The 23,715-nt window shown below is 57.1% G+C and carries 20 protein-coding genes; all 20 read right to left on the bottom strand.

Annotated elements, in window-relative coordinates; genetic code table 11:
- Positions 1-96: 96 nt before the first annotated feature.
- Positions 97-1,197: an MraY family glycosyltransferase gene (locus MJA45_RS00450; RefSeq protein WP_315605361.1), complete on the bottom strand. Its 1,101-nt coding sequence runs from the start codon at positions 1,195-1,197 to the stop codon at positions 97-99.
- A gap of 119 nt (positions 1,198-1,316) precedes the next feature.
- Positions 1,317-2,060 carry a WecB/TagA/CpsF family glycosyltransferase gene (locus MJA45_RS00445; protein WP_315605360.1) on the bottom strand — a complete coding sequence of 248 codons (744 nt, stop codon included), beginning with the start codon at positions 2,058-2,060 and terminating at the stop codon, positions 1,317-1,319.
- Positions 2,061-2,066: 6 nt separating this feature from the next.
- Positions 2,067-3,173 carry a polysaccharide pyruvyl transferase CsaB gene (csaB, locus tag MJA45_RS00440; protein ID WP_315605359.1) on the bottom strand — a complete coding sequence of 369 codons (1,107 nt, stop codon included), beginning with the start codon at positions 3,171-3,173 and terminating at the stop codon, positions 2,067-2,069.
- The gene (locus tag MJA45_RS00435; protein WP_315605358.1) at positions 3,146-5,212 is read right to left on the bottom strand and encodes a DUF5693 family protein; all 2,067 of its coding nucleotides are present in this window, start codon (positions 5,210-5,212) and stop codon (positions 3,146-3,148) included. Before MJA45_RS00435 ends, csaB begins: the two co-directional genes overlap by 28 nt.
- Positions 5,213-5,233: 21 nt before the next feature.
- Positions 5,234-6,937, bottom strand: coding sequence for a phospho-sugar mutase (locus MJA45_RS00430; RefSeq protein ID WP_315605357.1), 1,704 nt, complete (start codon positions 6,935-6,937; stop codon positions 5,234-5,236).
- Positions 6,938-7,056: 119 nt separating this feature from the next.
- Positions 7,057-7,488: a 3-hydroxyacyl-ACP dehydratase FabZ gene (fabZ, locus tag MJA45_RS00425; RefSeq protein ID WP_315605356.1), complete on the bottom strand. Its 432-nt coding sequence runs from the start codon at positions 7,486-7,488 to the stop codon at positions 7,057-7,059.
- A 126-nt stretch (positions 7,489-7,614) separates the two neighbouring features.
- A complete protein-coding gene (locus MJA45_RS00420; protein WP_315605355.1) occupies positions 7,615-8,163 on the bottom strand; it encodes a CDP-alcohol phosphatidyltransferase family protein in 549 nt (182 codons plus the stop codon).
- A 183-nt stretch (positions 8,164-8,346) separates the two neighbouring features.
- Positions 8,347-8,559 (bottom strand): DNA-directed RNA polymerase subunit beta, encoded by a 213-nt coding sequence (locus MJA45_RS00415; RefSeq protein ID WP_315605354.1) that lies wholly within the window; start codon positions 8,557-8,559, stop codon positions 8,347-8,349.
- 20 nt (positions 8,560-8,579) lie between these two features.
- The gene (locus MJA45_RS00410) at positions 8,580-9,422 is read right to left on the bottom strand and encodes a flagellar hook-basal body protein (protein WP_315605353.1); all 843 of its coding nucleotides are present in this window, start codon (positions 9,420-9,422) and stop codon (positions 8,580-8,582) included.
- A gap of 46 nt (positions 9,423-9,468) precedes the next feature.
- Positions 9,469-10,380 (bottom strand): flagellar hook-basal body protein, encoded by a 912-nt coding sequence (locus tag MJA45_RS00405; RefSeq protein WP_315605352.1) that lies wholly within the window; start codon positions 10,378-10,380, stop codon positions 9,469-9,471.
- A gap of 97 nt (positions 10,381-10,477) precedes the next feature.
- Entirely contained in the window at positions 10,478-11,479 is a 1,002-nt protein-coding gene (gene mreB, locus MJA45_RS00400) for a rod shape-determining protein (RefSeq protein WP_315605351.1), read from the bottom strand.
- A 151-nt stretch (positions 11,480-11,630) separates the two neighbouring features.
- Positions 11,631-11,921 carry a sporulation transcriptional regulator SpoIIID gene (spoIIID, locus tag MJA45_RS00395; RefSeq protein WP_315605350.1) on the bottom strand — a complete coding sequence of 97 codons (291 nt, stop codon included), beginning with the start codon at positions 11,919-11,921 and terminating at the stop codon, positions 11,631-11,633.
- Positions 11,922-12,043: 122 nt separating this feature from the next.
- Positions 12,044-12,775: a M23 family metallopeptidase gene (locus MJA45_RS00390; protein ID WP_315605349.1), complete on the bottom strand. Its 732-nt coding sequence runs from the start codon at positions 12,773-12,775 to the stop codon at positions 12,044-12,046.
- A gap of 103 nt (positions 12,776-12,878) precedes the next feature.
- Positions 12,879-13,949: a stage II sporulation protein D gene (gene spoIID / locus MJA45_RS00385; RefSeq protein WP_315605348.1), complete on the bottom strand. Its 1,071-nt coding sequence runs from the start codon at positions 13,947-13,949 to the stop codon at positions 12,879-12,881.
- A 284-nt stretch (positions 13,950-14,233) separates the two neighbouring features.
- A complete protein-coding gene (gene murA, locus MJA45_RS00380) occupies positions 14,234-15,574 on the bottom strand; it encodes a UDP-N-acetylglucosamine 1-carboxyvinyltransferase (RefSeq protein WP_315605347.1) in 1,341 nt (446 codons plus the stop codon).
- Positions 15,575-15,764: 190 nt separating this feature from the next.
- Positions 15,765-15,998: a DUF1146 family protein gene (locus MJA45_RS00375; RefSeq protein ID WP_315605346.1), complete on the bottom strand. Its 234-nt coding sequence runs from the start codon at positions 15,996-15,998 to the stop codon at positions 15,765-15,767.
- Positions 15,999-16,051: 53 nt separating this feature from the next.
- Complete coding sequence (locus MJA45_RS00370) at positions 16,052-18,046, bottom strand: S8 family serine peptidase (RefSeq protein WP_315605345.1); 1,995 nt, start codon at positions 18,044-18,046, stop codon at positions 16,052-16,054.
- Between the two features lie 553 nt (positions 18,047-18,599).
- A complete protein-coding gene (locus tag MJA45_RS00365; protein ID WP_315605344.1) occupies positions 18,600-20,114 on the bottom strand; it encodes an NADH-quinone oxidoreductase subunit N in 1,515 nt (504 codons plus the stop codon).
- Between the two features lie 4 nt (positions 20,115-20,118).
- On the bottom strand, positions 20,119-21,717 hold the full coding sequence (locus MJA45_RS00360) for a complex I subunit 4 family protein (protein ID WP_407083134.1): 1,599 nt from the start codon (positions 21,715-21,717) through the stop codon (positions 20,119-20,121).
- A gap of 16 nt (positions 21,718-21,733) precedes the next feature.
- The gene (nuoL, locus tag MJA45_RS00355) at positions 21,734-23,629 is read right to left on the bottom strand and encodes an NADH-quinone oxidoreductase subunit L (protein WP_315605343.1); all 1,896 of its coding nucleotides are present in this window, start codon (positions 23,627-23,629) and stop codon (positions 21,734-21,736) included.
- Between the last annotated feature and the right edge of the window lie 86 nt (positions 23,630-23,715).

Raw genomic sequence — 23,715 nt, 5'->3', positions numbered from 1 at the left:
ATATCGGCTTCCCGGTGTCGAATAGTTATAGGAACACGCAAAAAACCCCGTCTCTACGAGACGGGGAGAAAGATAGATAATAGCTTACTAGATTGGTTAACGGTTTGCGGCAATGGCATCCCGCAGACGGGTAAGGAATTGAAGCACCGGCTTGCGCGTTTTGCTGATGATGCCGATCGCTTCCGCTCCTACTTCGAGAAGGAGCAGCACGATGACCGTGATCACGATGGTCACCCAGCTCTGGTCCTGCGTCATCAGAACGGCACAGGCCCCGAACACGATAGCGATTCCGTAGATGATCAGAACCGTCTTGCGCATCCCGAAGCCCAGGTCCATCAGGCAGTGATGCAGGTGGCCCTTGTCCGCCACGGAGATCGGCTTCTTGTTCAGCTTCCTCCGAACGATCGCGAGCAGGGTATCCGAGATGGGAACCCCGAGCACGAGAATCGGAACGAGGAAGGAAACAATCGTCGCCTGCTTGTAACCCATAATCGATAAAATCGATAGAGCAAACCCAAGGAAAAGCGATCCGGAATCTCCCATGAAGATCTTCGCCGGATGAAAGTTGAAGATCAGGAAGCCAAGCGAGCTGCCGATCAGAATCGCGCAGAGAAGAATGACCATGGCGTTCGGATTGGCCATCATAAGGGCCATGACCAGAATAGTCCCCGCCGCTATGCTTGAGACTCCCGCAGACAAGCCATCCAAGCCGTCGATCAGGTTGATCGCATTGGTGATGGCAATGATCCAGATGATCGTTAGCGGATAGCTGATCCAGTTCTGCTCAATGCTGATGGAATCCCCGAAAGGAATATTCACCACATCAATTTCGAGACCGAAAGAGACGACCACGATAGCCGCGATCAGCTGGCCCAGCAGCTTAAGCTTCGGCGAGAGATTAAGACGGTCATCGAGCGCCCCAACCAGGGCTATGGTAGAGCCGCCCAGAATAAGGCCCAATCCAATATGATCTTTATCGGTAACATCCGCTGCCGGCATGACGACGAAATAGGAGCCTACAAAGGCAAAGAAAATCGCCAAGCCGCCCAGCAAAGGCATCGGTTTCGTATGGACACTGCGGTGATTCGGTACGGATACCGCCCCCACCCAGAAGGCAAGCTTCTTCATGATCGGGGTTAGTATGATGGCCAGCACACAGGCTGCTGCAAAACCTATCACGTAGATCCACCCATTCATTCTTTCACAACCCCTCATATCTATGTGCTACAGCAATCAATTATACAGGCAACCTAGCAATAACTCCACCGGATATTCGGGCGAATTCACCAGTCTACGGCCGTTTTTCGGCAATTTTCTTAGGTTTTCTGCACGTTCTCTTTTTCTCTCATAACTTTCATGGCAAATTTGGGCAAAACGAGCATCCTTTTGTACCGCGCCGGCTCCTGCAGAAGCCGGTAGAACCATTCCAGTCTCAGCTTGATAAAAAGCTTAGGAGCCCGCTTGAGCCGTCCGGCCATGATGTCGAAGCTTCCTCCGACCCCCATGATTACCGGTACCTGAAGCCGGTCCTTGTAACGGTCGATCCACGGCTCCTGGGTGTCCGCTCCCCGGCCCACAAAAAGCAGGTCGGGCTCCGCCGCCGTAATCTCGCGTATGACCTCTTCATCCTGATCGCTTTTGAAATAGCCGTCCCGGACGCCAACGAGGCGGATCCGCGGATATCTATCTTTTAAGCGGGATGCGGCCACTTGAATCACTTCAGGCGAGGTTCCGAGCAGAAAGACCTTCCAATCTTCGTTCTCCCCGATCCGCAGCAGCTCATGAAGCAGATCGATGCCCGCCACCTTCTCCGCCACGGGATTGCCGACATAATTAGCGGCCCAGACGACCCCCGCCCCGTCGGGAACGATGAGCTCGGCACGTTTCATCATGGCCATATAAGCCGGATTCTCCAGCGCCGTCATGACCATGATGGGATTGGCCGTGATCACCTGGGTCGTCCGGCGCTCCCGGATTCTTTCGCACAGAAGCTTTATCGTATCTTGAAAATCCAGCTTGGAGAACGGAACTCCAAAAATGGATACCTTAGGTATATTCATGGACAATCACCTTTCGTTAGTGAGAAATGCGGCGATTTCCCGGGCCGGCCGCTGGGCCTCGCGCTTGAGCCGCTCAATGGCCTCCCGTTTCTCCTCCGCCCACTGGGTCTTGTTCTCCAGGACCCGGACCGCCTCCGCCGCCAAGCCGTCGGAATCGAAACCGGTAACGGACGCGGCCGCCTTCATGCCCAGGCGGTTGAGGAACTGGTCAATCTTCGGGTCATAGGAGATTCCGATAAGCGGCACCGATTGGGAAGCGGCATAGATCAGCGAATGAAGCCGCATGCCGATCAGCAGGCTGCAGGCACTCACTTCCGCGAGCATGTCCTGCGGATGCTCCACCCCTTCGGCTACCTCGAGGATGGCCTTGCCGGCCTTCTTCATGCGCTTGATTACCTCCCGGGACGCCTCCACATCGGACGGCAGGTGGAAAGGCAGGAAGCGGATCTTCACCTGCTTCGCCTCCACCAGCCGGTCGAGACTGCGGGCGAGCCCCTCCAGCTCCGAGCGGTCCTCGTTCCAGAAGCGGACGGAGACCCCAACGGTCGGGAGGTCCGCCTCAGCGGACAGGGGAACCCCGCGGAGCGGAAGGCCCATGACCGGATCGGGCACGACTTCCGCGTCCCGGGCGAGGCCCATCCGCTTAAGCAGCTGGGCCGACTCCACGTCCCGGACGGAGACATAGCGGCTCTTGGCAAAGACCCGCCGGATCCAAGGGAAGTAGGAGGACCGGTTCACCGGCCCGATGCCCTGGGAGTAGACGAAGGTCGGCTTGCCGAGCCATTGGGCGAGATTGAGGATTCCCAGGTAATACGGAATCGTCATCCGTCCGGTGGCATCCTGGAGAAGGCTGCCTCCTCCGCTGACCAAGCCGTCGCTCGACCGGATGGCCGAGAGAACCCGGCCCATTTTCATTCTATGAACGGCCTTGACCTTATAGGTCTCCTCCGTCCAAGCCGGATCGCCGGACAGCACGATCGGCTCGATGCGGATGCCCTGCTTCTCTCCCTCGCTCTCCAGCGCTAGCAGAATGGACTGCAGAACCGCCTCGTCTCCGCTGTTGTGGAAGCCGTAGTAGCCGGAGATTACAATCTTCTTGATGCGGCGGTCCATGCCTTCCAACTCCTTGCCCCGATTTCCCAGACGGCGATCAGTAAGAGACCGATCAACGCGCCGAACAGCATTCCATAGCCGACTCGAATGAGCGAAATGTAGATCGGCGTATGAAGGTGAGTAAACGTCCCCACCATGTCCACTTGGCCGATAACCCCAAGCAGAAAGAGGAAAAAGGCGCTTTTCCATCTATATTTCAGGGCGAGATACCCTCCCAGGAAGAAGAGAGGATGGCCGATGAGAAATTCCTTCGTCCGCGGCCGGACCCCGAGCGTGTTTTCCAGGAAAGAACGGAAAGCCATCTCCAGCGGCGAGACCTGCCCCTCGTTGCCCGTCCGGGACATGTAGTAGTACATGGCGGCCAGCAGGACGCCGGCGGTCACCACCCACAGAACGTTGATGTAGGAAGCAAAAATGTGACGGACCCGACGCCCGATCTCCGCGCGGCTCAGTCCCTCGCTGAAGAACAGCACATACACGCCCATAACCACTACCGGGAACAGACCCAACAGCTTAACTCCCGTGAACTGGTCCAGGAGCAGGTTGTAGGTAATATGGCTTAAGAGGCCAACGACAAAGGCGGCTCCAACCAGCGAGAGAAGCGAGGTGCGGATAAACAGGTTAAAGAGAAACCCGAGCCTCGTTTCGTCCGGGTTGGTCGATTTCTTCCGGATCTTCAGGACGGCCAGCATCATGGCCAGAGAGGCCGAGCTGATCCCGGCGCCCAAGGCGAGCAGCTTGAACAGCATATTCGGCATAAGCACATACAGGCCAGCCGAAGCGATGACCCCAAGAAGAAGCAGAGCCAGGGCCAATCCCGGCACAAAATGCGAAAGCAACAGCACGATGATCGCTACGCTTCCCAGCACGACCAGGAGGCGAAGCGGTGTTTGCCAGGAGGCCTGCTGGTAATCGAAGGAGTGAGCCTGTCCTTCTCCCACCGTAAAGCCGGCTTCCTTGATCCGCGGAATCGCGCCGTCCGGCCCCTGTAGGGTCTGCAGCAGCGGCTCGATCGGATCGAGAATCTGCCCCTTGTCCGGATTGCGCACAGCGTGGGCATTCAGGAACACGAGCCGGATGTTCCGGTCCTTGACGGCAAGCACGAACCGGTCGGAAGTCGTCAGAATGCGGTTCTTGCGCTCGGCGTCGGTCACGTTCGCCGAAAGCTTGTCCGCGTCCGCTTCTGTGAAGGAATGAGCGCGGAAGACGTTGTATTTCAATTCCTTGGCCAGCGTGTTCATACCGGCCGGGGTTTTGATCAGCTCCACAGAGGCGAGCCCCATGCCGTATTTCTGCATGAGCTTGGCGAAGGCCTCGATGTCGGGCTGCTTCACTCCCGTACTGTACCCGGGAACGGAATCGCCCTCCACGATGATAGACTTGGCTCCGGCTGCGCTGTATTGCGCCAGCACGGCGTCCAGGTCTTCCTGGACGAACGGCTGATGCCGGTTCGAGATCCGGGCCACGACCTGCATGCCCTTGCTCTTGATGAGCTCGAGGGCGGCCGGATCCGGCCCGAGCGGCTTCAGAATGGCCTCGTCATAAGGAAGCTTGATGACGAGCCCGTTCCGGCCGCCGGCCTTCCAGGCTTCGGTCTGAACCTGGAAGCGGGCGAAGCCCTTCTCCAGCACCGGCTGCAGCTTCGCTTGCGTCGCGGCATCCGGGAACAGCACATACACGTAGTTCTCGTTCGCCCCAAGCGGCTTTTGGTTCAGCAGGGCCGCTTCCTTGGCGTTGTACACCTCAAGCCGCCGGGCGGTCTGAAGCTCCGACAGGGTGGCTTCGTACACGGCGACGGAACGGACGCCCGCCTTCTTGAGATTGTCCAGCTGGCGGCTCACGAAATCCTGAGGCTGGGTGCGGTAGTCGGCGATTTCCACCAGATCGCGGTAATCGAACACGAATTCGACCCGCTTGGCGGATTTCTCGGTCTGTACGCGCTGAAAGGCCAGCGGCAGCGACGCCAGCAGGCCGATCACAACAAGGGCCCAAAGAACCTTGGGCACCCGGCTGTTCCATTTTCTATATCCTTGCAGCAATGGATTCACTTCCTATTCTAATTAAGCGTCGACCCGGGTCATCACCGTTTCGGCCATAGCCTCCAGCTGGCGGACGGATTCGCTTGCCGTATCCCCGTTGACGGCAAAATACACTTTGATCTTCGGCTCCGTTCCCGAAGGACGCAGGGTAAACCAAGCGCCGTTCTCGAGCACGTACTTAAGCACATTCTCTTTTGGCAGATCGTCAATGCCGTTCGAATAGTCCAGCACCTGCTTGACCTTCACGCCGTTGACCTCAGCCGGGGGATTGGTTCTCCAATCGTCCATAATCTGGCCGATTTTGGCCAAGCCGTCCTTTCCCTTCAGCGTCCGGGACTCCAGCTTTTCCATGAAGTACCCGTGCTTCTCATAGAGCTCCTGGAGGACGTCGTAAAGCGTCTTGCCCTGCTTTTTGTAATACGCGGCCGCTTCACAGATCAGCATGGAGGCAATGACCGCGTCCTTATCGCGGGCATACGTTCCGGCCAGGTAGCCGTAGCTTTCCTCATAACCGAACAGGAATTGGCGTTCCCCGGTACGGGCGAATTCCGTCATCTTCTCCCCGATGTACTTGAAGCCGGTCAGGGTATTGATCACGTGCATGCCGTAGCTGCGGGCAATTTCCGCCCCCATTTCGCTCGTTACGATCGTTTTGATCACGACTCCGTTATCCGGAAGCTGTCCGCGTTCTTTCAGGCTGCTCAAGAGATAGTTTACCATGATCGCGCCCGATTGATTACCGCTCAGGATGACATATTCCCCGGACGCGTCCTTAACGACCGCTCCCATCCGGTCACAGTCAGGGTCGGTGCCGATAATAATATCCGCATCAATCCGGCGGCCCAGGTCCATCGCCAGCTCAAAAGCCGCTTTTTCCTCCGGATTCGGCGACTTGACGGTCGAGAACAGCGCATCCGGCTGTTCCTGCTCCGCCACCACGTGGACCTGCTGGAAACCTAGCTCCTTCAGCACCCGGCGGACACTCAAGTTCCCGGCTCCGTGAAGTGGGGTGTAGACGATCTGGAGGTCGTTCCCCATCTCTTTGACGATTTCCGGATTGGGGCTGACGGCCGTGACGGCCTCCGTATACGCCTTATCAATCTCTTCCCCGAGCCAATGCAGCAGTCCTTTGGCCTCGGCTTCTCCCTGGGAAATTCTCCGTACCGAAGCGAACGACTCCAGCAGGCCGATCTGCTCCATCACCTGCGAGGCCTGATCGGTGACCATCTGGCCCCCGTCCGAACCGTATACTTTGTATCCGTTATATTCCGGCGGATTATGGCTGGCCGTAACGACAATGCCGGCGGAAGCCTTCAGCTGCCGAACGGCAAAGGACAGCTCGGGTGTCGGCCGGAGCGATTCGAACACATGGGCCTCGATTCCGTTGGCGGCGAGCACCAAAGCGGACTCCAGGGCGAATTCCGGGGAGAAGTTGCGGGAATCATAAGCTATCACCACCGCATGCCGGCGCGAAGGATCCTTCAGCAGAAACTGGGCCAGGCCTTGGGTGGCCCTGCCGATGGTGTAAAGGTTCATCCGGTTCGTCCCGGCTCCGACGACCCCGCGCATCCCGCCCGTTCCAAATTCCAGATCCTTATAGAAGCGGTCTTCGATTTCCTGGGCCTGATCCTTAAGAGCCTCCAGCTCCGCCTTGGTCTCGGCATCGATGGTCTCGTCCTCAAGCCAGAGCTTGTAGTGGGTCTGTACGCGTGATTGGGCTGTCATGATTTCTTCCTCCTCGGGTGATCTCTATATAAGGGATATGTATTAAAAACACGGAACCAACGTAAATGTTTATCCTTTCTCGAGGCAGGTGAATCGCTTTTTTCCCGTTTACCAGCGTTTTACTTGCGGTCCGCGAGCGCAAACATCATTTCGGCCTCGGCCACCACACGGTCTCCCACCTTGGCCGTCCCCTTCGCCTTGGCGATGGCTCCCTTCAACCGGGTGATTTCCGTTTCAAGCGTCAGCGTATCTCCCGGCACGACCTGCTCCCGGAAACGGCAGCTGTCGATTCCTGCAAAAAAGCCCAGCTTCCCGCGGTTCGCTTCGAGCTTCAGCATCGCGACCGCTCCTACTTGGGCGAGTGCTTCCACAATCAGCACGCCCGGCATGACCGGGTACCCGGGAAAATGCCCCTCAAAAAAGGGTTCGTTAACCGTTACGTTTTTGATTCCCACCGCTCTAACGCCCTCTTCCACTTCCAGAATCCGGTCTACGAGCAGAAAGGGATACCGGTGGGGGATAATTTCCTGAATTTGATTGACATCCAACATAATTCAATCTCCTTTCATCGGCAGCTTGTATAAAATCTCATGCTTGCACTTATACTACGGACGTCCCTTCGGCGAGCTGCAGCTCCCGAGGGTTCACATAAGGGAGCATCTTTCCGGGAACGGCCTCTAGCCGCGCTTGGAAAATGCTCTTTTTGTTTTCTTGGTGCCGGTTAGCTGGTTAAGATTACGGAACTTGAAGATATACAGCAGGGAGGTTAGGAAGGATAAGGCAATGACCGCCCAGAGGCAGTTCATGGCGTAGGGGACGTTGAAGAAAATGAGCGTAACGGCCACGTAGTACAGCACGGTCGTCAGTTTGCCCATCGTGTCGGCGGGGACCGTTTTCTTGCCGCGGAAATGAAAGAAGGCCGACCCGCTGATCATCGCCGCATCGCGAAACAGCATGGCTCCCGCTGCGAGCCACGGAATCCGCCCGGACAAGAGCAGGGATAAAAAGACCGTCAGCATCATCAGCTTGTCCGCAAGCGGATCGAGCATGCTTCCGAGCTCAGTAACTTGTCCATTCCTTCTCGCCAAGTAGCCGTCCAGGACATCCGTTGCACCTGCGGCTACCATGACGGCATATGCTGTCGCAATCTGCCCGTTGGAGAAGAAATAAATATAAACGGGGATTAAGACAAAGCGCAGCATGGTTAACGCGATCGGCGCATTCAAGTCCGGTTCTCTCCCTTTCCCAAGGTTCTACATTCCCTACATTATAACGTACCCGCCCCCCAAAAGTGAAGGAGTCCTTCCTTCCCGGTCCTGAGCCGTCGGCCCTAGGGAAAAAGAACGTTAGGCGGGGTCCGCTCCACCCCAAACCCCTTTCGACAAAAAAACTCCCTTGCGGGAGTTGGGTTAGGGAGCAAACACAAGATCGAACAGATGCTTCCACGTGCTGAGCTTCCATACATCGGCAAAAGGCTGTCCGCCCAGTGTGACGTATCCGATCGCGAGTCCGGCGAACAGCGCCAAGACACAAATGAGTGGAATCAGCAAAACGCGAATCACCGGCAGCAGCCGGCGTGCCCCTGCCGAACGCTGCACCGGTTTGGATGGTTTATCGGTCATGACCGCATTCCTCATTTCGGTCACCCGCGCAGGTTGTTGGCCATGTTCATCATCATATCCGACGAACTGACCGCCCTCGAGGTCAATTGAAACGCCCTCTGTACCGTCAGGAGCTCCGTCATTTCGTCGCTCAGGCTGACATTGGACTGCTCCAAATAGCCTTGGCGGACGGCTACCTTCTCCTCCAGCGGAGAAGCAGGGTTGACGTCACGGACGATGGACCCGGGGGGATTGTTCAAACCGGCGGGCACGGTGTACAGGTTGTCGCCAACCTCCTGCAAATAGGCGGGGCGGATGACCCGGACCAGCTTCAGCTGACCGACGGGAACCGATCCGCTCGCGGGATCGCTTTCCCGGAAGGCCGTTACCACGCCGCCCTCATCCACCACCATCTTCATTCCCGCGGGAACCTTGATGGGCAGGTTGTCGACACCTTTGATATAGTTTCCGTCCTTCGTAGCCAAATATACATTGGTGGGATCGTTAGGGTTGACGGTGAGCTCGAACGCTCCGTTCCGGGTATAGGCAGTTTCGCCGTCCGGAGTCTGCAGCTCGAACAAAGCTCCCCCTTCAAGGGCCAGATCCGTGTCGAGACCGGTCGGGTTCAGCGTACCTTGGGACAGATCGGTCTGCACCTGGCTGAGCTTGGCCCCCCAGCCTTGGGTATAGCCGAGCGGAGACAGCCGGCCTTCCTTCTGAAAGGATTGGGGCTGCTGCTTCACATTGTTCAATATATCCTCAAAGGTGGCTTCCTTGCGTTTGTACCCGGCCGTGTTCAAGTTCGCCATGTTGTTCGCCAGCACATCAAGCTTCTGCTGAAGCCCGTGCATCGTCACCATCGAATTAATTAAAGAAGGATTCATATCCAACCTCCTGGAACGTAATATAGCCGCATCCGGTTAAGAAGGGCTAGACCCGGCCTACTTCATTGACGGCCTTTTCCAGGCTCTTGTCATAATATTGCACGACCTTCTGGTTTGCTTCATAGGCGCGAAGGGCCGTGTTCATGTCGACCATCGACTGGGCCGCGTCCACATTCGAACGCTCCAGATACCCCTGCCGGACCTCCACCTGATCGTTCGCGGTCACCGGGGTGACCAGCCCTTCGTCTCCTTCATTCACGCGGTAGACTCCATTGCCTTCGCGGATGAGCCGGTTCGGGTTCTCGATCTTCGAGACCATAATCTGAAGAGGAGCCTGCTGGGGGGTGTTCGGATTCTTCACGAGCGGCTGGCCGTTCTGGGAATCAAGAAAACGCCCGTCGGGGGTCAGCTTCGCATCCGCCAGGAAGGTCCCGTTCCCGTCGGCCAGAACAATCGGCTGCCCGTCGGTGCCGAGCACCTTATAGCCTTCCGAGGTCACGAGCTCGCCTTGGTCATTCGCCGTAAATTTGCCGTTCCGGGAATAACGCAGCTGTCCTGCCGCATCCTGTACTGTGAAGAATGCCTGAGGCTGGAACACTCGTTCACCGTTCGCATCGAAGGCCATTCCCCGTCCGTCAAAGGCCAGGTTATTCAGCTGAATATCGGACACGAGAGCAAAATCAAACGTGTTCTTCGTTTCCTGCAGGTCGCCTTGAACGTAAACGGACGGATCCTCCTCGGCCAGCACGCCGGTGTTAAGCCGGCCGATCGCCCGGGAGGTTCTTCCTCCTGTTTCCCCGTTGGTAAGGGAAATAAGCATTTCCGGAAACGACCGGGAAACCGCGTTGTTCTGCTTGTACCCCGGGGTGTTCAGGTTCGCTATGTTATTGGTTACCGTATCGTGTTTTCTTTGTTGAGAGATCATGCCTGCCGCCGCCGTATACAGTCCTCTTAACATGTCATTCCTCCTGATTTCCCCGCCGGTTCCCCTTCTACCTTATCAAAGAAAGGAGATCCGTACAATTCGTTTACTTTATAATAAAGGCATAGAAAGGCTACACCCATTTTTTCTTCGTCGCTTTGTCGAGGTTGTCCAGCATGGCGCCGGTCCCTTTGACCACACAGTTCATCGGGTCATCCGCAATAAGGACCGGCACCATGAGCTGCTCCGCGAGGAGCTGGTCGAATCCCGGAAGGAGTGCCCCGCCCCCGGTCAGAATGATGCCCCGGTCAATAATGTCCGCCGAAAGCTCGGGCGGCGTCTGCTCCAGCACGTTCTTGGCCGCGGCCACGATGGTGGCGGCCGGCTCCCGCAGCGCCTCGCTGATCTCGGCGGAGCGGATCGTAATCCCTTGCGGAAGGCCCGTTACCATGTCCCTTCCGCGGATGTCGATCTCCTCCGAGCGGCTGCCGGGATAAACGGTTGCGGTTTTGAACTTGATGTCCTCGGCGGTCCGTTCCCCGATCAGGAGCTTGTACTTGTCTTTGATATATTTCATGATGGCGCTGTCGAACTTGTCCCCCGCCATCTTAATAGAAGCGGAGGTTACGATGTCGCCCATGGAAAGCACGGCTACATCCGTAGTTCCTCCGCCGATATCCACTACCATATTGCCGCTCGGCTGGTAAATATCCATTCCGGCTCCAACCGCCGCTACTTTGGGTTCTTCCTCCAGAAAAACTTCCTTGCCGCCGCTTCGTTCCGCGGCTTCCCGGATCGCCTTCTGTTCGACCGGGGTAATCCCGCTCGGGGCACAAATGAGAATGCGGGGCCGGCCGTACCACTTTTTGCCCCCGACCTTGGAAATAAAATGACTCAGCATCATCTCGGTGACTTCAAAATCGGCGATGACTCCATCCTTAAGCGGGCGGATCATCACGATATGACCGGGCGTCCGCCCGACCATGCGGCGGGCTTCCTCGCCGACCGCGAGGACCTTCTTCGTTCCGCTGTCGATGGCCACGACGGAAGGCTCATTGAGAACGATTCCTCTTCCCTTCACATAAATCAGCACATTCGCCGTGCCCAAATCAATGCCGATATCCTTCGTAAACATGCAATACCTGATCCTCCCCGGCCAACACTCGTTAACTTATACTATCGGCATTCGAACCTTATAAGATTATAGCTAATTTTCGCCACAAACTTCTAAAATCCTCTTTTTTACGACGATTGATAGGGAGGCTGGGGCAGGGAGGGGCGGAATTTCAGGAAGGGGCGGTTACGAGCTGCTCTTGCGTCCGGTAGCGGGTGGATTTTTTATATTTGACCTTGGTCGCTTCTCCTCCGCGCAAATGCCGGATCGACTTGTGGTACTCCAGAATGGTTTTGACCTGGTTGGCCAGCTCAGGGTTGATATCCGGAAGCCGCTCGGTTAAATCCTTGTGAACGGTGCTTTTGGAAACGCCGAATTCCTTGGCTATGGTGCGAACCGTATTCTTCGTCTCCACGATGCTGCGGCCGATCTTGATCGTCCGTTCCTTGATGTAATCATGCACTCGCCTCGCCTCCCTGCTCGAGATAGTTTGGTACAGTATATGAGGGGCGGGCCTAGATATTCTTTGGCCGGACAACAAAAAAAGCAGAAGGATTGTCCTTCTGCCCTTGATGGGACTTGCTTTTATGGATTGGGAAGCAGCGTTTCCGGGTTGACGACTCCGCCGTCTTCGCCTTGACGTACTTCAAAGTGAAGGTGAATACCCTCGTCCTTCTCCAGCTCGTTACGGCCGGCTTTGGCGATTACATCGCCCCGTTTCACTTCAGCGCCCTTGGTGACCTTCACGTCGGTGAGGCTTTGGTAAACCGAGACCAGCCCGTTCGAGTGGGTAATTTCCACAAGGCTTCCGGCGATGGCATTCTTGTCGACGGCGGTTACTTTTCCGCCTGCTGCGGCCAGAACATCAAACGGCTGGTTGTCTTCGCGGGCCAAATCCAGACCCACGTGCGGGGTGAACGTTCCGTCATACTCGAGCATGGCTTCCTGCTTGGCTTCCGCGGAGGCTTTGCTGTCAAAGTACGGCAGGCTGACTTCGAGCTCGCTGCGGTTCAGAACCGGCCACTGGAACTGCTCCGACTGGGCGGAGGTGGCGACGGAATCCTTGCCCGTTGCGGCAGGCTGTCCGGCTTTTTCTGTGGTCAGGCCGACTTGGTCATCGGATAAAGCGTTCTTACCCGCTCCCTGGTAGACCCACATGAGTGTTAAAATAATTGCAGCCGCTGCCATGTAGATGGCGGGGAAGGCCCATTTTTTGGCCATCAGCCTTCTCCACGTCAGAGAGTTACCGGCCGCTTTCGCTCCCTCTTGAGTTTGAGGGGCTTCTTCTTTCAACTGAATGTTTTTGTTTTCATTCATAGTTTTATCACCTCATCCACCATTGTTGCCAGATAGATTTGTTTTATACACCAGGGGATGAGATTTGGTTGAGAGGTTGCTAGTGCCTGATCCGGTAGCTTTGTTATTTCATGGTAAGATAGGCGGAATCTTTCTCAAGCGATATGCCCGTGTAATAGTATTTGACGATCTCCTCCGCGGTACGGCCCTCCTTCGCCATCGCGTTCGCTCCCCACTGGCTCATGCCTACTCCGTGCCCGTAGCCGAAGGTTGTAAATTCGATGTTCGTCCCCTTCACCTTCCATTGAAACTGAGAGGAACGCAGGCCCAGCTTCTCCCGGATTTCCCGGCCGCTGAACGTCCGTCCCGCCACGGTCGCTTTGCTTACCCTGTGACCTTCCGTGTATCCCTGCACCTTAAAGCCGTTACCCGCCGATGCCGCCGACACCGTACTGGGGAGCCCCAGCCGGCTAGCAAACTCTTTCAGGCTGAACACAGCGGTCGACCGGTATTCCGGGGACGCCTCGTCCCAAGGACTCTTCACGCTTCTAAGGTAGGGAACATAGACTCCCCAGTAATCCTCCGAATTCTCCGTATACCCGTTCCCGGTAGAGAAAAAGGTCGCGTTGATCGGCTTGCCTTCATAGGTCAGCACCATTCCTCTGGTCTCATTGACCGCCCGGTTCAGCTTGTCCATGTTGCGCTCGTAGGCTTCCCCGGTCCAGCGGGTCTTGAGGTAATCGAGCGTCAGGTAAGCTTGATGGCTGACCGTATCCGTCACCCATGCCTCCTTATCGGGCACCCCGCTGAAGTCCTGCTCCGCGAGACGGCGGATCATATAGGTCCGGGCCGCCAGCGCCTGGGCCTTCAACGCTTCCAGTTCAAAATCAATCGGCATCTCCCCGGCTACCACGCCGCGAACGTAATCTTCGAGCGTTACCTTGTCGATCCGCTTCTCCTTCGAGAGATAGACCGGGATGATCATAGAGGGAGCCTCGGTAAGAGAATCGGTGCCTGTCGAAGCCTTCGAAGAAGGCGGCTCGACTTTCTCCGCGGCGGAAGGCGGAGGCCCCGGATGGCGCTTGATCTGCTTGACCACCAGGCCGGAAAGGATAACCGTGAGCATTGCGATTAGGGCGATCCATACGGCCATCGGGGGGACGGCCGGACGGCCCAGCTTCCACTTGATCTTCATAGGACGTCCTTTCGCGTTCGGATTCCCGGCCCTTCCTACTCTCTCGAACGGAGCCATCGGGCATTCTTTCTAGTGGACCGGTACTACTTATCCTATGAAGTTACCATTGGGAACATGCCCCTATCCTCTCAAAAAGAAATCATCCGGCCTACTGCTATACATCCCCCTCAAAAAGCGGACGTGTCCTCCGATGGGGGTCACGCCTCTCCCGCCGCCGGTACTTAAGCGGCAGCAAAAAACCGCCTTGGCTCTTAGGCCAAAGCGGTTCAGGTAAAGTGGAACGGTTATGCCCAAGTAGGCTGAGCGGAGAAAACAGGACGCTGCTCGGAAGGGACTGCTTCCTCGGCCGCCGCCTCCACCCGTTCTACCCGCTCCTCCCGCCGGATGTCCGCCCCCAGCGCATACAGATTGCGCACAATGTTGACGTATCCGCGGTCAATGTGGTGGGTACCGGTGATTTCCGTCTCCCCGTCGGCAACCAGGCCGGCCAGGATAAGGGCCGCTCCGGCTCTCAGGTCGGTCGCCCGCACCTTGGCGCCCTTCAAGCGCGTTCCGCCACTGACGACCGCCGTACGGCCCTCAACCTTGATCTGGGCGTTCATGTACTTGAACTCCTCCACGTGCATGAAGCGGTTCTCGAAGACGGTCTCGGTGACGAGACTCGTTCCTTCTGCATTCAGCAGGAGGGCCATCATCTGCGATTGCATGTCGGTCGGGAAGCCCGGATGCGGCAAGGTTTTGACATCCACTGCTCGCAAAGGTCCGGCGACGCTCACTTGAACGCCGTTCTCTTCTTCCTCGACCGCTACTCCCATCTCCCTCAGCTTGGAGACCAGGGGACGCAGGTGGTCAGCAATCGCTCCTTCTATATAGAGGGTGCTTCCGGTTATGGCGGCCGCAATCATGTAGGTACCCGCCTCAATCCGGTCCGGAATGACCGTATGTACGACTCCCCTCAGTTCCTTTACGCCGTCAATGCGAATGATGCCGGTGCCCGCTCCACGGATCCGGGCTCCCATCGCGTTCATGTAGTTGGCCAGGTCGACAATCTCCGGTTCCATGGCCGCATTCTCGATATAGGTGGTGCCTTCGGCAAGAGAGGCCGCCATCATGATGTTCTGGGTGGCCCCCACGCTTGCCACGTCGAGGTAAATCTTGGCACCCTGCAGCCGGCCGTTCACCCGTGCTTCGATATAGCCTTGGCCGAGCTCAATCTCGGCCCCCAGCGCTTCGAAGCCCTTCAGGTGCTGATCGATCGGCCGGGTGCCGATGGCGCAGCCCCCGGGAAGGGCGATGCGGGCCCTTCCGAGCCGGGCGAGGAGCGGACCAAGCACGAGGAACGAGGCCCTCATTTTGCGCACCAGCTCATACGACGCCTCGAAGCGTTCCAGCCGGCCCGCGTTCACCCGCACCGTGTCCGCTCCGTATTTGACGCTTACCCCAAGCGACCTCAGCATTTCATTGATGGTCAATACGTCATCCAGGGGAGGAGCCTCTTGAATGACGCTCTCTCCCGATGACGCCAGCAAAGAAGCGGCAATGATCGGAAGTACCGCATTCTTCGCCCCGTTGATCTTTACCCGGCCCGATAATTTTCTGCCTCCGCGGACGATGATCTTACTCATGCCGGTCTCCTCCGCGTGCTATTTTGTTCTGACTTTCTTTTATCGTCATAGTCTTCGCAGCCTCTTCTTTTTGCTTTGTCGTGTGGTCATTAGTGGCGGACTTGTCTAAGGCCCCGTGTCGGATTTCCCTTATTACCCATTCTTGACATTTAGCGACGTTGTTATTCGACAAACTTCCCGTGATTTCCCGTCAAAACATCCCTTTCAGCATGGCCGACCAGTTGAAATAATCGACCAGAAACCGGGCCGCTTCGTAGCCCAGGGCAATCGAGAGCAGGATTTGCAGCGCTTTGGCTTGAGCGGACTTCGGGTTCTTCAGAAACAGATCAAACCGGAACTGCTGCAGCGCCCACCAGGAGAATCCGATACAGATGAGGGCCATCAGAATATAAATCAGGCTGTTTACCGCGAATGAATACTCCATCGGTCCATGTCCTCCTTCGGATGATCGGGCTTGCCGCTTTCGGCCGTGTTTCGTCAGGCCTTCGTTTCCCCGTTTCGGAACACCAGGGTGTACCGCTGCTGGGTAAAGCCTTTGTCGGCGGTAAGCTTAATGTAATACGTTCCCGCCTTCAGCTTGGTTTGAATCTTCCGCGCGTTGGCGGACGTTTTCTGTACGAGCACCTGAACCGGCTCTAGCGAATGGTCATACAATTCCATCTGCATGCGCACATCCTCCGGGAACCCGGACAGAACGAGCCCCGCATTCGTATCCTCCGTCAGGTTCAACAAGAACCAGTCTTCATCGGAATGGGAGTCCATTACCCCCAAATACTCCGTCCCCGGCACCATGGCGACCGCCTGATAAGGCTTGCCATTCGGTTCATTCGGGTCTTCGTAGTTGGTGGAATACTGAATGTCCAGCGTGTATTCCCCCGTTACCGGTGTCGTATAGCGGGCAATGTTGCTGACCCGGATGTAATACGTTCCGGGACCGATCTCCTGGGGAAGAAGCGATTCCGGCGCTCCGTCCCCAGCCTGGTCAAGGAAGGTTTCCCTCTCCCCTTTCTTCTGAATGCTCAGGGTCGGGTCGATCCTCGCCGTATCTACGGTAACCTTCAGCTGCAGTGTACCGGCCCGCTCCACATTTAGGACGAACCAATCTTGGTCGTTCTGCTGGTGGAACGTTCCGGTTATCATGCCGGTGCGGGCAGGTAGGGTGTAGGCTTTGTACTGCCGGTCATTGTCCTCAAAAGGATCCCGGTAAATCCGAAAACGGGTGGTCATATGGTAGGCGGCCGGCTCCTGAAGTTCGGGAGCGGCCAGCTTGATATAGTTTTTGCCCTTGGTCACGGGCACCGAGAGGCCTTCTTCCGCATCGCCGCGCAGAACCGTTCCTCCGCTTTTGGCACTGCGGTAATGGGTGACCTCTACCTTGGCCTTCGTCTCGGCGGCAAGCTGGATCAGAAGCGTCCCATCATAAGGGGCCTCCATCACGAACCAGTCTTCATCGGTTTTACCATCCAGGACGGCATCGATCCGTTTCTCGACTGAGGTAGGCTTGGCCTCCCCGATCTTGTTGTTCGGCTCGTACATATCCGCACGGTAAGGCTCTCTCAACGCCCGGTCGGCCCGGAGCAGGCCGTAGCCCGTCTTCGCATCCCATCCCGGCGTCTCCAGATCCTCCGCCGTCTGGCGGATGAGGTTCCGGATCTCATAAGGCTTCATCTCCGGATAGAGGCTCCAGGCCAGCGCGCTAACCGCCGCTACCTGCGGTGCCGCAAGGGAAGTCCCGCCGGTATAGATATACCGCCCGCCTACTGCGGTGGTAAACACATTCCAGGGAGCCACCACGTCAAGCTCCGGTCCGTAGTTGGACAGCGTGGCCGCATGGTTGTCCGCTGAAGCACCGCCTACCGCGAGAACCGTCGGGTAGGCCGCCGGGTATTTGACGGAGTTGCCTTCATTCCCGGAGGCGGCCACGAGCAGCACCCCTCTCGACTCCGCATACTTGACGATGGATTCCATATAAGCCGAAGCCTTGTTCAACCCGAGCGAGAGAACCACTATTTTGGCACCGTGGTCCACGGCGTAGCGGATCCCCTCCCCCAGCTTGTCTTCCTCCCCGGTTCCGTTGCTTTCGAGCGCTTTGACCGGCATGATTTTGGCCTTCCACAGAAGACCGGCAATGCCTTTGTCATTGTTGGCCGAAGCCGCGATCACTCCCGCTACATTGGTGCCATGGCCGTTGTCGTCGGCGGGAGGCTGTCCGGGATTGATTAAGTTCGTGCCTTTTACGAGGTGACTCACCAAATCAGGATGGGTCAGATCGACTCCTGTGTCCACCAAAGCGATGGTAATGGCCTCGTTGCCGGTCGCCACGTCCCACGCTTCCCGGGCATGAATCTGCTCCAAGTACTTCTGGTTGCTGATCATCGGGTCATTGGGAGAGGCCGCGATCCGGTACGCCTGGTTCGGCTGCACCGATTCCACATAGGCGGAATGCTGCCAGCGACCGAGCCACTCTTCCATGGATTCTCCAGCTCGGGGTTCTGCCACGGTTACCCGTGAATCGGGATAGGAGCGGACGATGGTGCTGCTTGCGGCGAACCCGGGATCGGGCTCGTCTTTCCATTGAATAATCCAAGACGTCCCGGCTTTGGTTTCCGGAGGCAATGCCGGAGAAGGCGCGGGCTTTATTAGCGGAATAGGAACCAGGCACAGAAACACGACAAAAAGAACAAGCCGGGTCCACTTTCCCTTCCGGCTCTTCCAGCGTACCGCTGGCCGCAACCAAAGCAGGAAAAAAGGCTCAGGGGACCGTCGGCGGGAAGGGGCGGCAGGTTTTGGGAACAGACTCATCTTTATCCAAATCCTTTTAAATGACTTTAAGGCCGTATGACCAATTCACAGCTATTCGCTATAAATCGTCATTCTTCCTTCTTTTGTCGACAAAATTGATACTTTAGACCTACTTTTTCGACAAAATTGTGATGAAGCATTGGGGAAATCCGGAAAAAATGCTCGCCAAAACGTAAAAAAGCTCCCCTGCTTGCCGCAGGGAAGCTTTCGTCGTACGGTTCGGTTACATCATGTCCATGCCGATGCTGAAAATATCCTGAAGGAATCTCAGGACCCCTTGCGGGTAGCAGCCCAGGGCCACTCCCGCCACAGCGCAGACCCACGCGGTGATGGTAAGCGGAAGCGGGGCTTTCAGCCGGTCCCCGCCCGGGTCCGTCCGCATGAACATTTGGCGGATGATCGAGAAGTAATAGTAGAACGAGATGACGCTGGTAACGATCATGATGGAGGCTAGCCAGTACAGATGGTTCTGCAGCGTCCCCATCATGATGAAGATTTTTCCGAAGAAGCCTCCGGTCACCGGAATCCCCGCCAGCGACAGGATAAGCAGCACCATCGCAACGGCCGTCCAAGGCGCCCGGTAATAGAACCCGGCGAAGCCGCGAAGCTCCTCCGTGCCGTCGGTCCTCTCCACCATCATTAGCACGGCGAACGCCCCGATGTTCATGAACAGGTACGCGATCAAATAGTACAGAAACTCCGAGAAGTTCGTGTAATGCACAATCGAGAATTGGGACGAGATCGGGGCGAGCAGGTAGCCCGCATTCGCAATTCCGGAATAAGCGAGCAGCCTCTTAACGTTCTTCTGCCGGAGGGCGAGCAGGTTACCGGCGATCATGGCGATAGCGGCCAGAACGCTTAGCGAGAAGAAGATGTCCTCGCTGATCGGCTGGGCCGGGTTCCCCGTATCGTTCGTCACGCCCATGTAGACGCGGTACATCATCCGGAACAGAATGGCGAAGCCCGCCGCCTTCGACACTACGGCGAGATAAGCCGTTACGGGAGTCGGCGCCCCCTGGTAAACATCCGGGGCCCAGGTGTGGAACGGTGCCGCCGCTACCTTGAACCCGAAGCCCGCCAACAGCAGGAAGAAGGACAGGTAGATGAGCGGGCTGAGGGTGGAGGCGTTCTGGATCAGCGCCTGGTTGATTTCCCCGAGATTGGTCGAGCCGGACATGCCGTACAGAAAGGACATGCCGTACAGAATCATCGCGGAGGAAATCCCCCCTTGGATGATGTATTTAAACGCCCCCTCGTTCGACTGAAGGTTCTTCTTGCGCATTCCTACCAGAATGTAAGAGGTGATGCTGAGCAGCTCCAGCCCGACGAACAAGGTGATGAGATCGGCCGAGGCCGCCATGACCATGCCGCCCAAGGTAGCCGGTAGAAGCAGGTAATAATACTCCCCAACGTGGGGAATCTCTTCTTCCCGCACCGAGCCCAGGCTCATGAAGAGGACGAGGGCCGTACCGGTGAGCAGGACCAGCTTCAGCAGGCTTCCGAAGTCGTCCACCCGGAGGCTTTGCCCGAGGAGGGAGACCGGCTCGGCCGGATTCACCTGCCCGATCACGAATACGGCAGAGATCAGGACGCCCGCTAACGAAAGCCAGCCCAGCAGGGTCCGGCTCACCGTCCGCGGAAGGAACATATCCAGCAATGAAATTACGATAGCCGAGATGACCAAGGTCAATTCCGGCGCCAGATGAGTCAAATCGGCTAACTGGAGTCCTTGTGGCATTGGTCTATTCTCCTATCTTCGGGGTGGATTGAATAAAGTCGGTAAAGCCGGTCACCGTCTGCTCCAGCGGCTGGCTGAGAATCCCCGGATACACGCCAAGCAGCAGAATAAAAGCAACCAGCACGATCATCGGCACCGCCTCGATCAGTCGGGCGTCCCGGATCCCGGGGCGCTCCTCCTTCTGCGGTCCGAACGTGATGCTCAGCACCCCGCGAAGAACGTACACCGCAGCGAGAATAATGCCAAGGGCACTGATGATGGTCAGGGCCTTCATCGTGCCGAACAAGCCAAGGAAGGCGAGAAATTCGCTCACGAAGCCCGAGAGCCCCGGAAGCCCGAGCGAGGCCATCCCGGCCACCAGCAGAATGCCGCTCATGAACGGAAGGGACGAAGCCAGTCCGCCGAGCTTAGAGAGCTCGGTCGTTCCCGTGCGTTCATACAGACTTCCGACCAGCAGGAACATCAGCGCGGAGATCAGGCCGTGGGAGACGAGCTGGAACACCGCCCCCTGCATGCCGATCTGGTTAAAGGCGGCAAGGCCTAGAAGAACGACGCCCATATGGCTGATGCTGGAGTATGCGAGCACGAGCTTGAAGTCCTTTTGCACGAAGGCCAGAACCGCCCCGTACAGAATGTTGATCAGCCCGAGCAGTGCCAGAACAAACGCCCAGCTCTTCGCCTGTTCAGGGAACAGAAGCACGCCGAATCGTATCAAGCCGTATGCCCCCATCTTCAGCAGAATGCCGGAGTGGATCATGACGATGGAAGGCGGCGCTTCCGTATGCACCTTAAGCATCCACGTATGGAAAGGGAAGATCGGCAGCTTGATGCCGAACGCCACCAGGAGCAGTGCGAACAGAGCGCTCTTCGCCCCGGCGCTTAGGTAGAACGGAAGATTCTGCTCCTGAATGTGAACATAGGCATTCGGATTGTTATAGAGGTTATCCGTGATGTCCCGCAGGCTGCCGCTGAAATAGAGCGACGCCCCGTTCGCATCCTGAACCGCCGAGAAGCCGGCCGTGGTCACCAGGATGAGGAACACGATCAGCATGACGGCCGAGCCGAGCCCGTTGTAGATCAGGAACTTGTTCGCCGCCTGCTCCCGGTTGATGTAGCCCCAAATGCCGATCAGGAAGAACATCGGAACGAGGGTAATCTCGAAGAACAGGAAGAACAGGAACAGGTCCTGGGCCATGAATACCCCGAAAATACCGGTTTCCAGAAGAAGAAAAAGAATGTAGTAGAGCTTCCAACGCTTTTTGATATAGACCGAGGCCAGTGCCGCCATCGTGCAGATCAGCGCCGTCAGGAAGACCAGGGAAAGCGACAAGCCGTCCACAGCCAGGCTGTAATCGAATTTGAAATAAAGCGAGGTGATCTCGCTTAAGTGCTGAGCCTCTTTGTTAAGGGGAACCGTGATCCAGTTGTGAAGCTCGGAGTACTGGAAGCCTCCCTCCTGCTGGTTAAAGTCGGCATACAGCAAGCCGGCCAACACAAGCGGGATGAACGTAGTGGCCGCCCCGATGACTTTGATCCATTTTCCTTGATCCTTTGGCATAAAAAGCAGGATGAGAACCCCAAGCAAGGGAGAGAAGGCAATCATGCTCAGAATGGGTAAATTAGCCAAGATGGATGAACCTCCTTCCCGCCAGGGCCAGAACCAGAATGACAAAGCCTAGAAGCGTGACGAGCCCGTACGTTTGAACCTGACCGTTCTGCAGACGCGTGCCCAGGCGGCCGAGCCCGACCGCCATTCCCGTCAGCAGCTTAACGATTCCATCCACGACATAATCGTCGAAGACGTTCAACAGCGCTCCGAGTCCCTTAAGAGGAGCCACGATAACGGCTTGGTACAGCTCATCGATATAGAACTTCCGCTGAACGATCCGGTGCAGCCACGGAAGCGGGCCCGCGACCAGATCGGCCGGTACGGAACGCTTGGCATACATCGCCCAGCCGAGCCCAATGCCGCTCAAGCCGGCCAAGGTAGACAGCCCCATAACGAGCCAATCGGCCGATTCCTCCAGATGCTCTCCGGTCAGCCAGCCGCCAAGCCAAGGGTTAACCCCCGGGATCATGACGAAGCCGGCAACCACGGCAAGAGCAGCCAAGACGATTAGAGGCAGCGTCATGGAAGGCGGCGATTCGTGCGGCTCCACTTGGGTGCGCAGCTTGCCGGTGAAGACGAGGAAGAACAGCCTGGCCATGTAGAAGGCGGTGAAGAAGGCCGCAATCAGGCCGACCCAGAACAGCGGCTGGCTGTGATGATAAGCCTCGGTGAGAATGGCATCCTTCGACCAGAAGCCCGACAGCGGGAAGATGCCTGAGAGAGCCAACGCTCCGATCCCGAAGGTCCAGGCGGTTATCTTCATGCGGCGGCCCAGCCCGCCCATCTCGTGGATATCCTGGGTATGTACGGCGTGAATGACGCTCCCTGCCCCAAGGAACAGAAGAGCCTTGAAGAACGCATGCGTGAACAGGTGAAAAATTCCCGCGGAATAAGCCGCCCACGTTCCCAAGCCAAGCGCCATCATCATGTAGCCGAGCTGGCTGACCGTGGAATAGGCGAGAATCCGCTTGATGTCATTCTGGGCCGTGCCGATAATAGCGGCGAAGATGGCGGTAAATCCGCCCACGACCGCTACTACGGTCAGCGCATCCGGCGAGGCCCGGAAAATATCGAACGTCCGGGCGACCAGGTATACCCCGGCGGCGACCATCGTCGCGGCGTGGATAAGGGCGGAGATCGGCGTCGGCCCTTCCATTGCATCCGGAAGCCACGTATGCAGCGGGAACTGGCCCGATTTGCCCATAGCGCCGATAAAGATCAGAATGGCGATGGCCGTAATCACTCCGGCGCTAATGGCTGATGCTTCCGGATTAGCGAACGTATTGTGAAGGGAAATGAAATCGAGCTTGTGCTCGGGCATGTACCAGAACAGGAGCAGAATGCCAATGAACAGCCCCACATCCCCGATCCGGGTGACGATAAACGCCTTCTTCGCCGCCGCCCGCGCCTCCGGCTTGAAGTACCAGAAGCCGACCAGGAGGAAGGAGCAGACCCCTACCAATTCCCAGAAAATATACAGCTCGATCAGGTTAACGGATAGGACAAGGCCGAGCATCGAGAACGTAAAAAGCGAAACATAGCTGTAGAACACGGTGATGCGCTCGTCATCGTGCATATACCCGCGCGAATAAACATTCACCAGCAGGCTGACCAGCGTAACCACCACCAGCATCAGCGCGTTGAGGTTGGTCACCTCGAAGCCCATGTTCAAGGTAAAATCGCCGATTTTGAGCCATTCCCAATCGTCCCACGTATAATCGGCGACCCCGCTGCCCAGTCGTCCTGCCAGGATGAGAAGGGCAAGGACGAAGGAAACGGCCGCCGCCGCGATGCTCACCGCCACCCCCACCGTTTTCATCTGTCTCCCGATGGCGGTTAGGACGAGGAAGGCCGCGAGCGGGAAAAGCGGCACCAGCCAGGCGTATTGCGATAAGTCGGATGACATGATTTTGCCTCCTAAAAGCTTACTCGTAGAGTAAGGTGACTTCGTAAGCATTTGCTGGGTTTTCCCAGAGGGAAAGCCACTTCGTA

The sequence above is a fragment of the Paenibacillus aurantius genome (assembly GCF_032268605.1).
GTDB classification, from domain to species: Bacteria; Bacillota; Bacilli; order Paenibacillales; family NBRC-103111; genus Paenibacillus_AO; species Paenibacillus_AO aurantius.
Note: the sequence above shows the minus strand (reverse complement) of the source record. Positions and strands in the feature narration are given on the sequence as shown.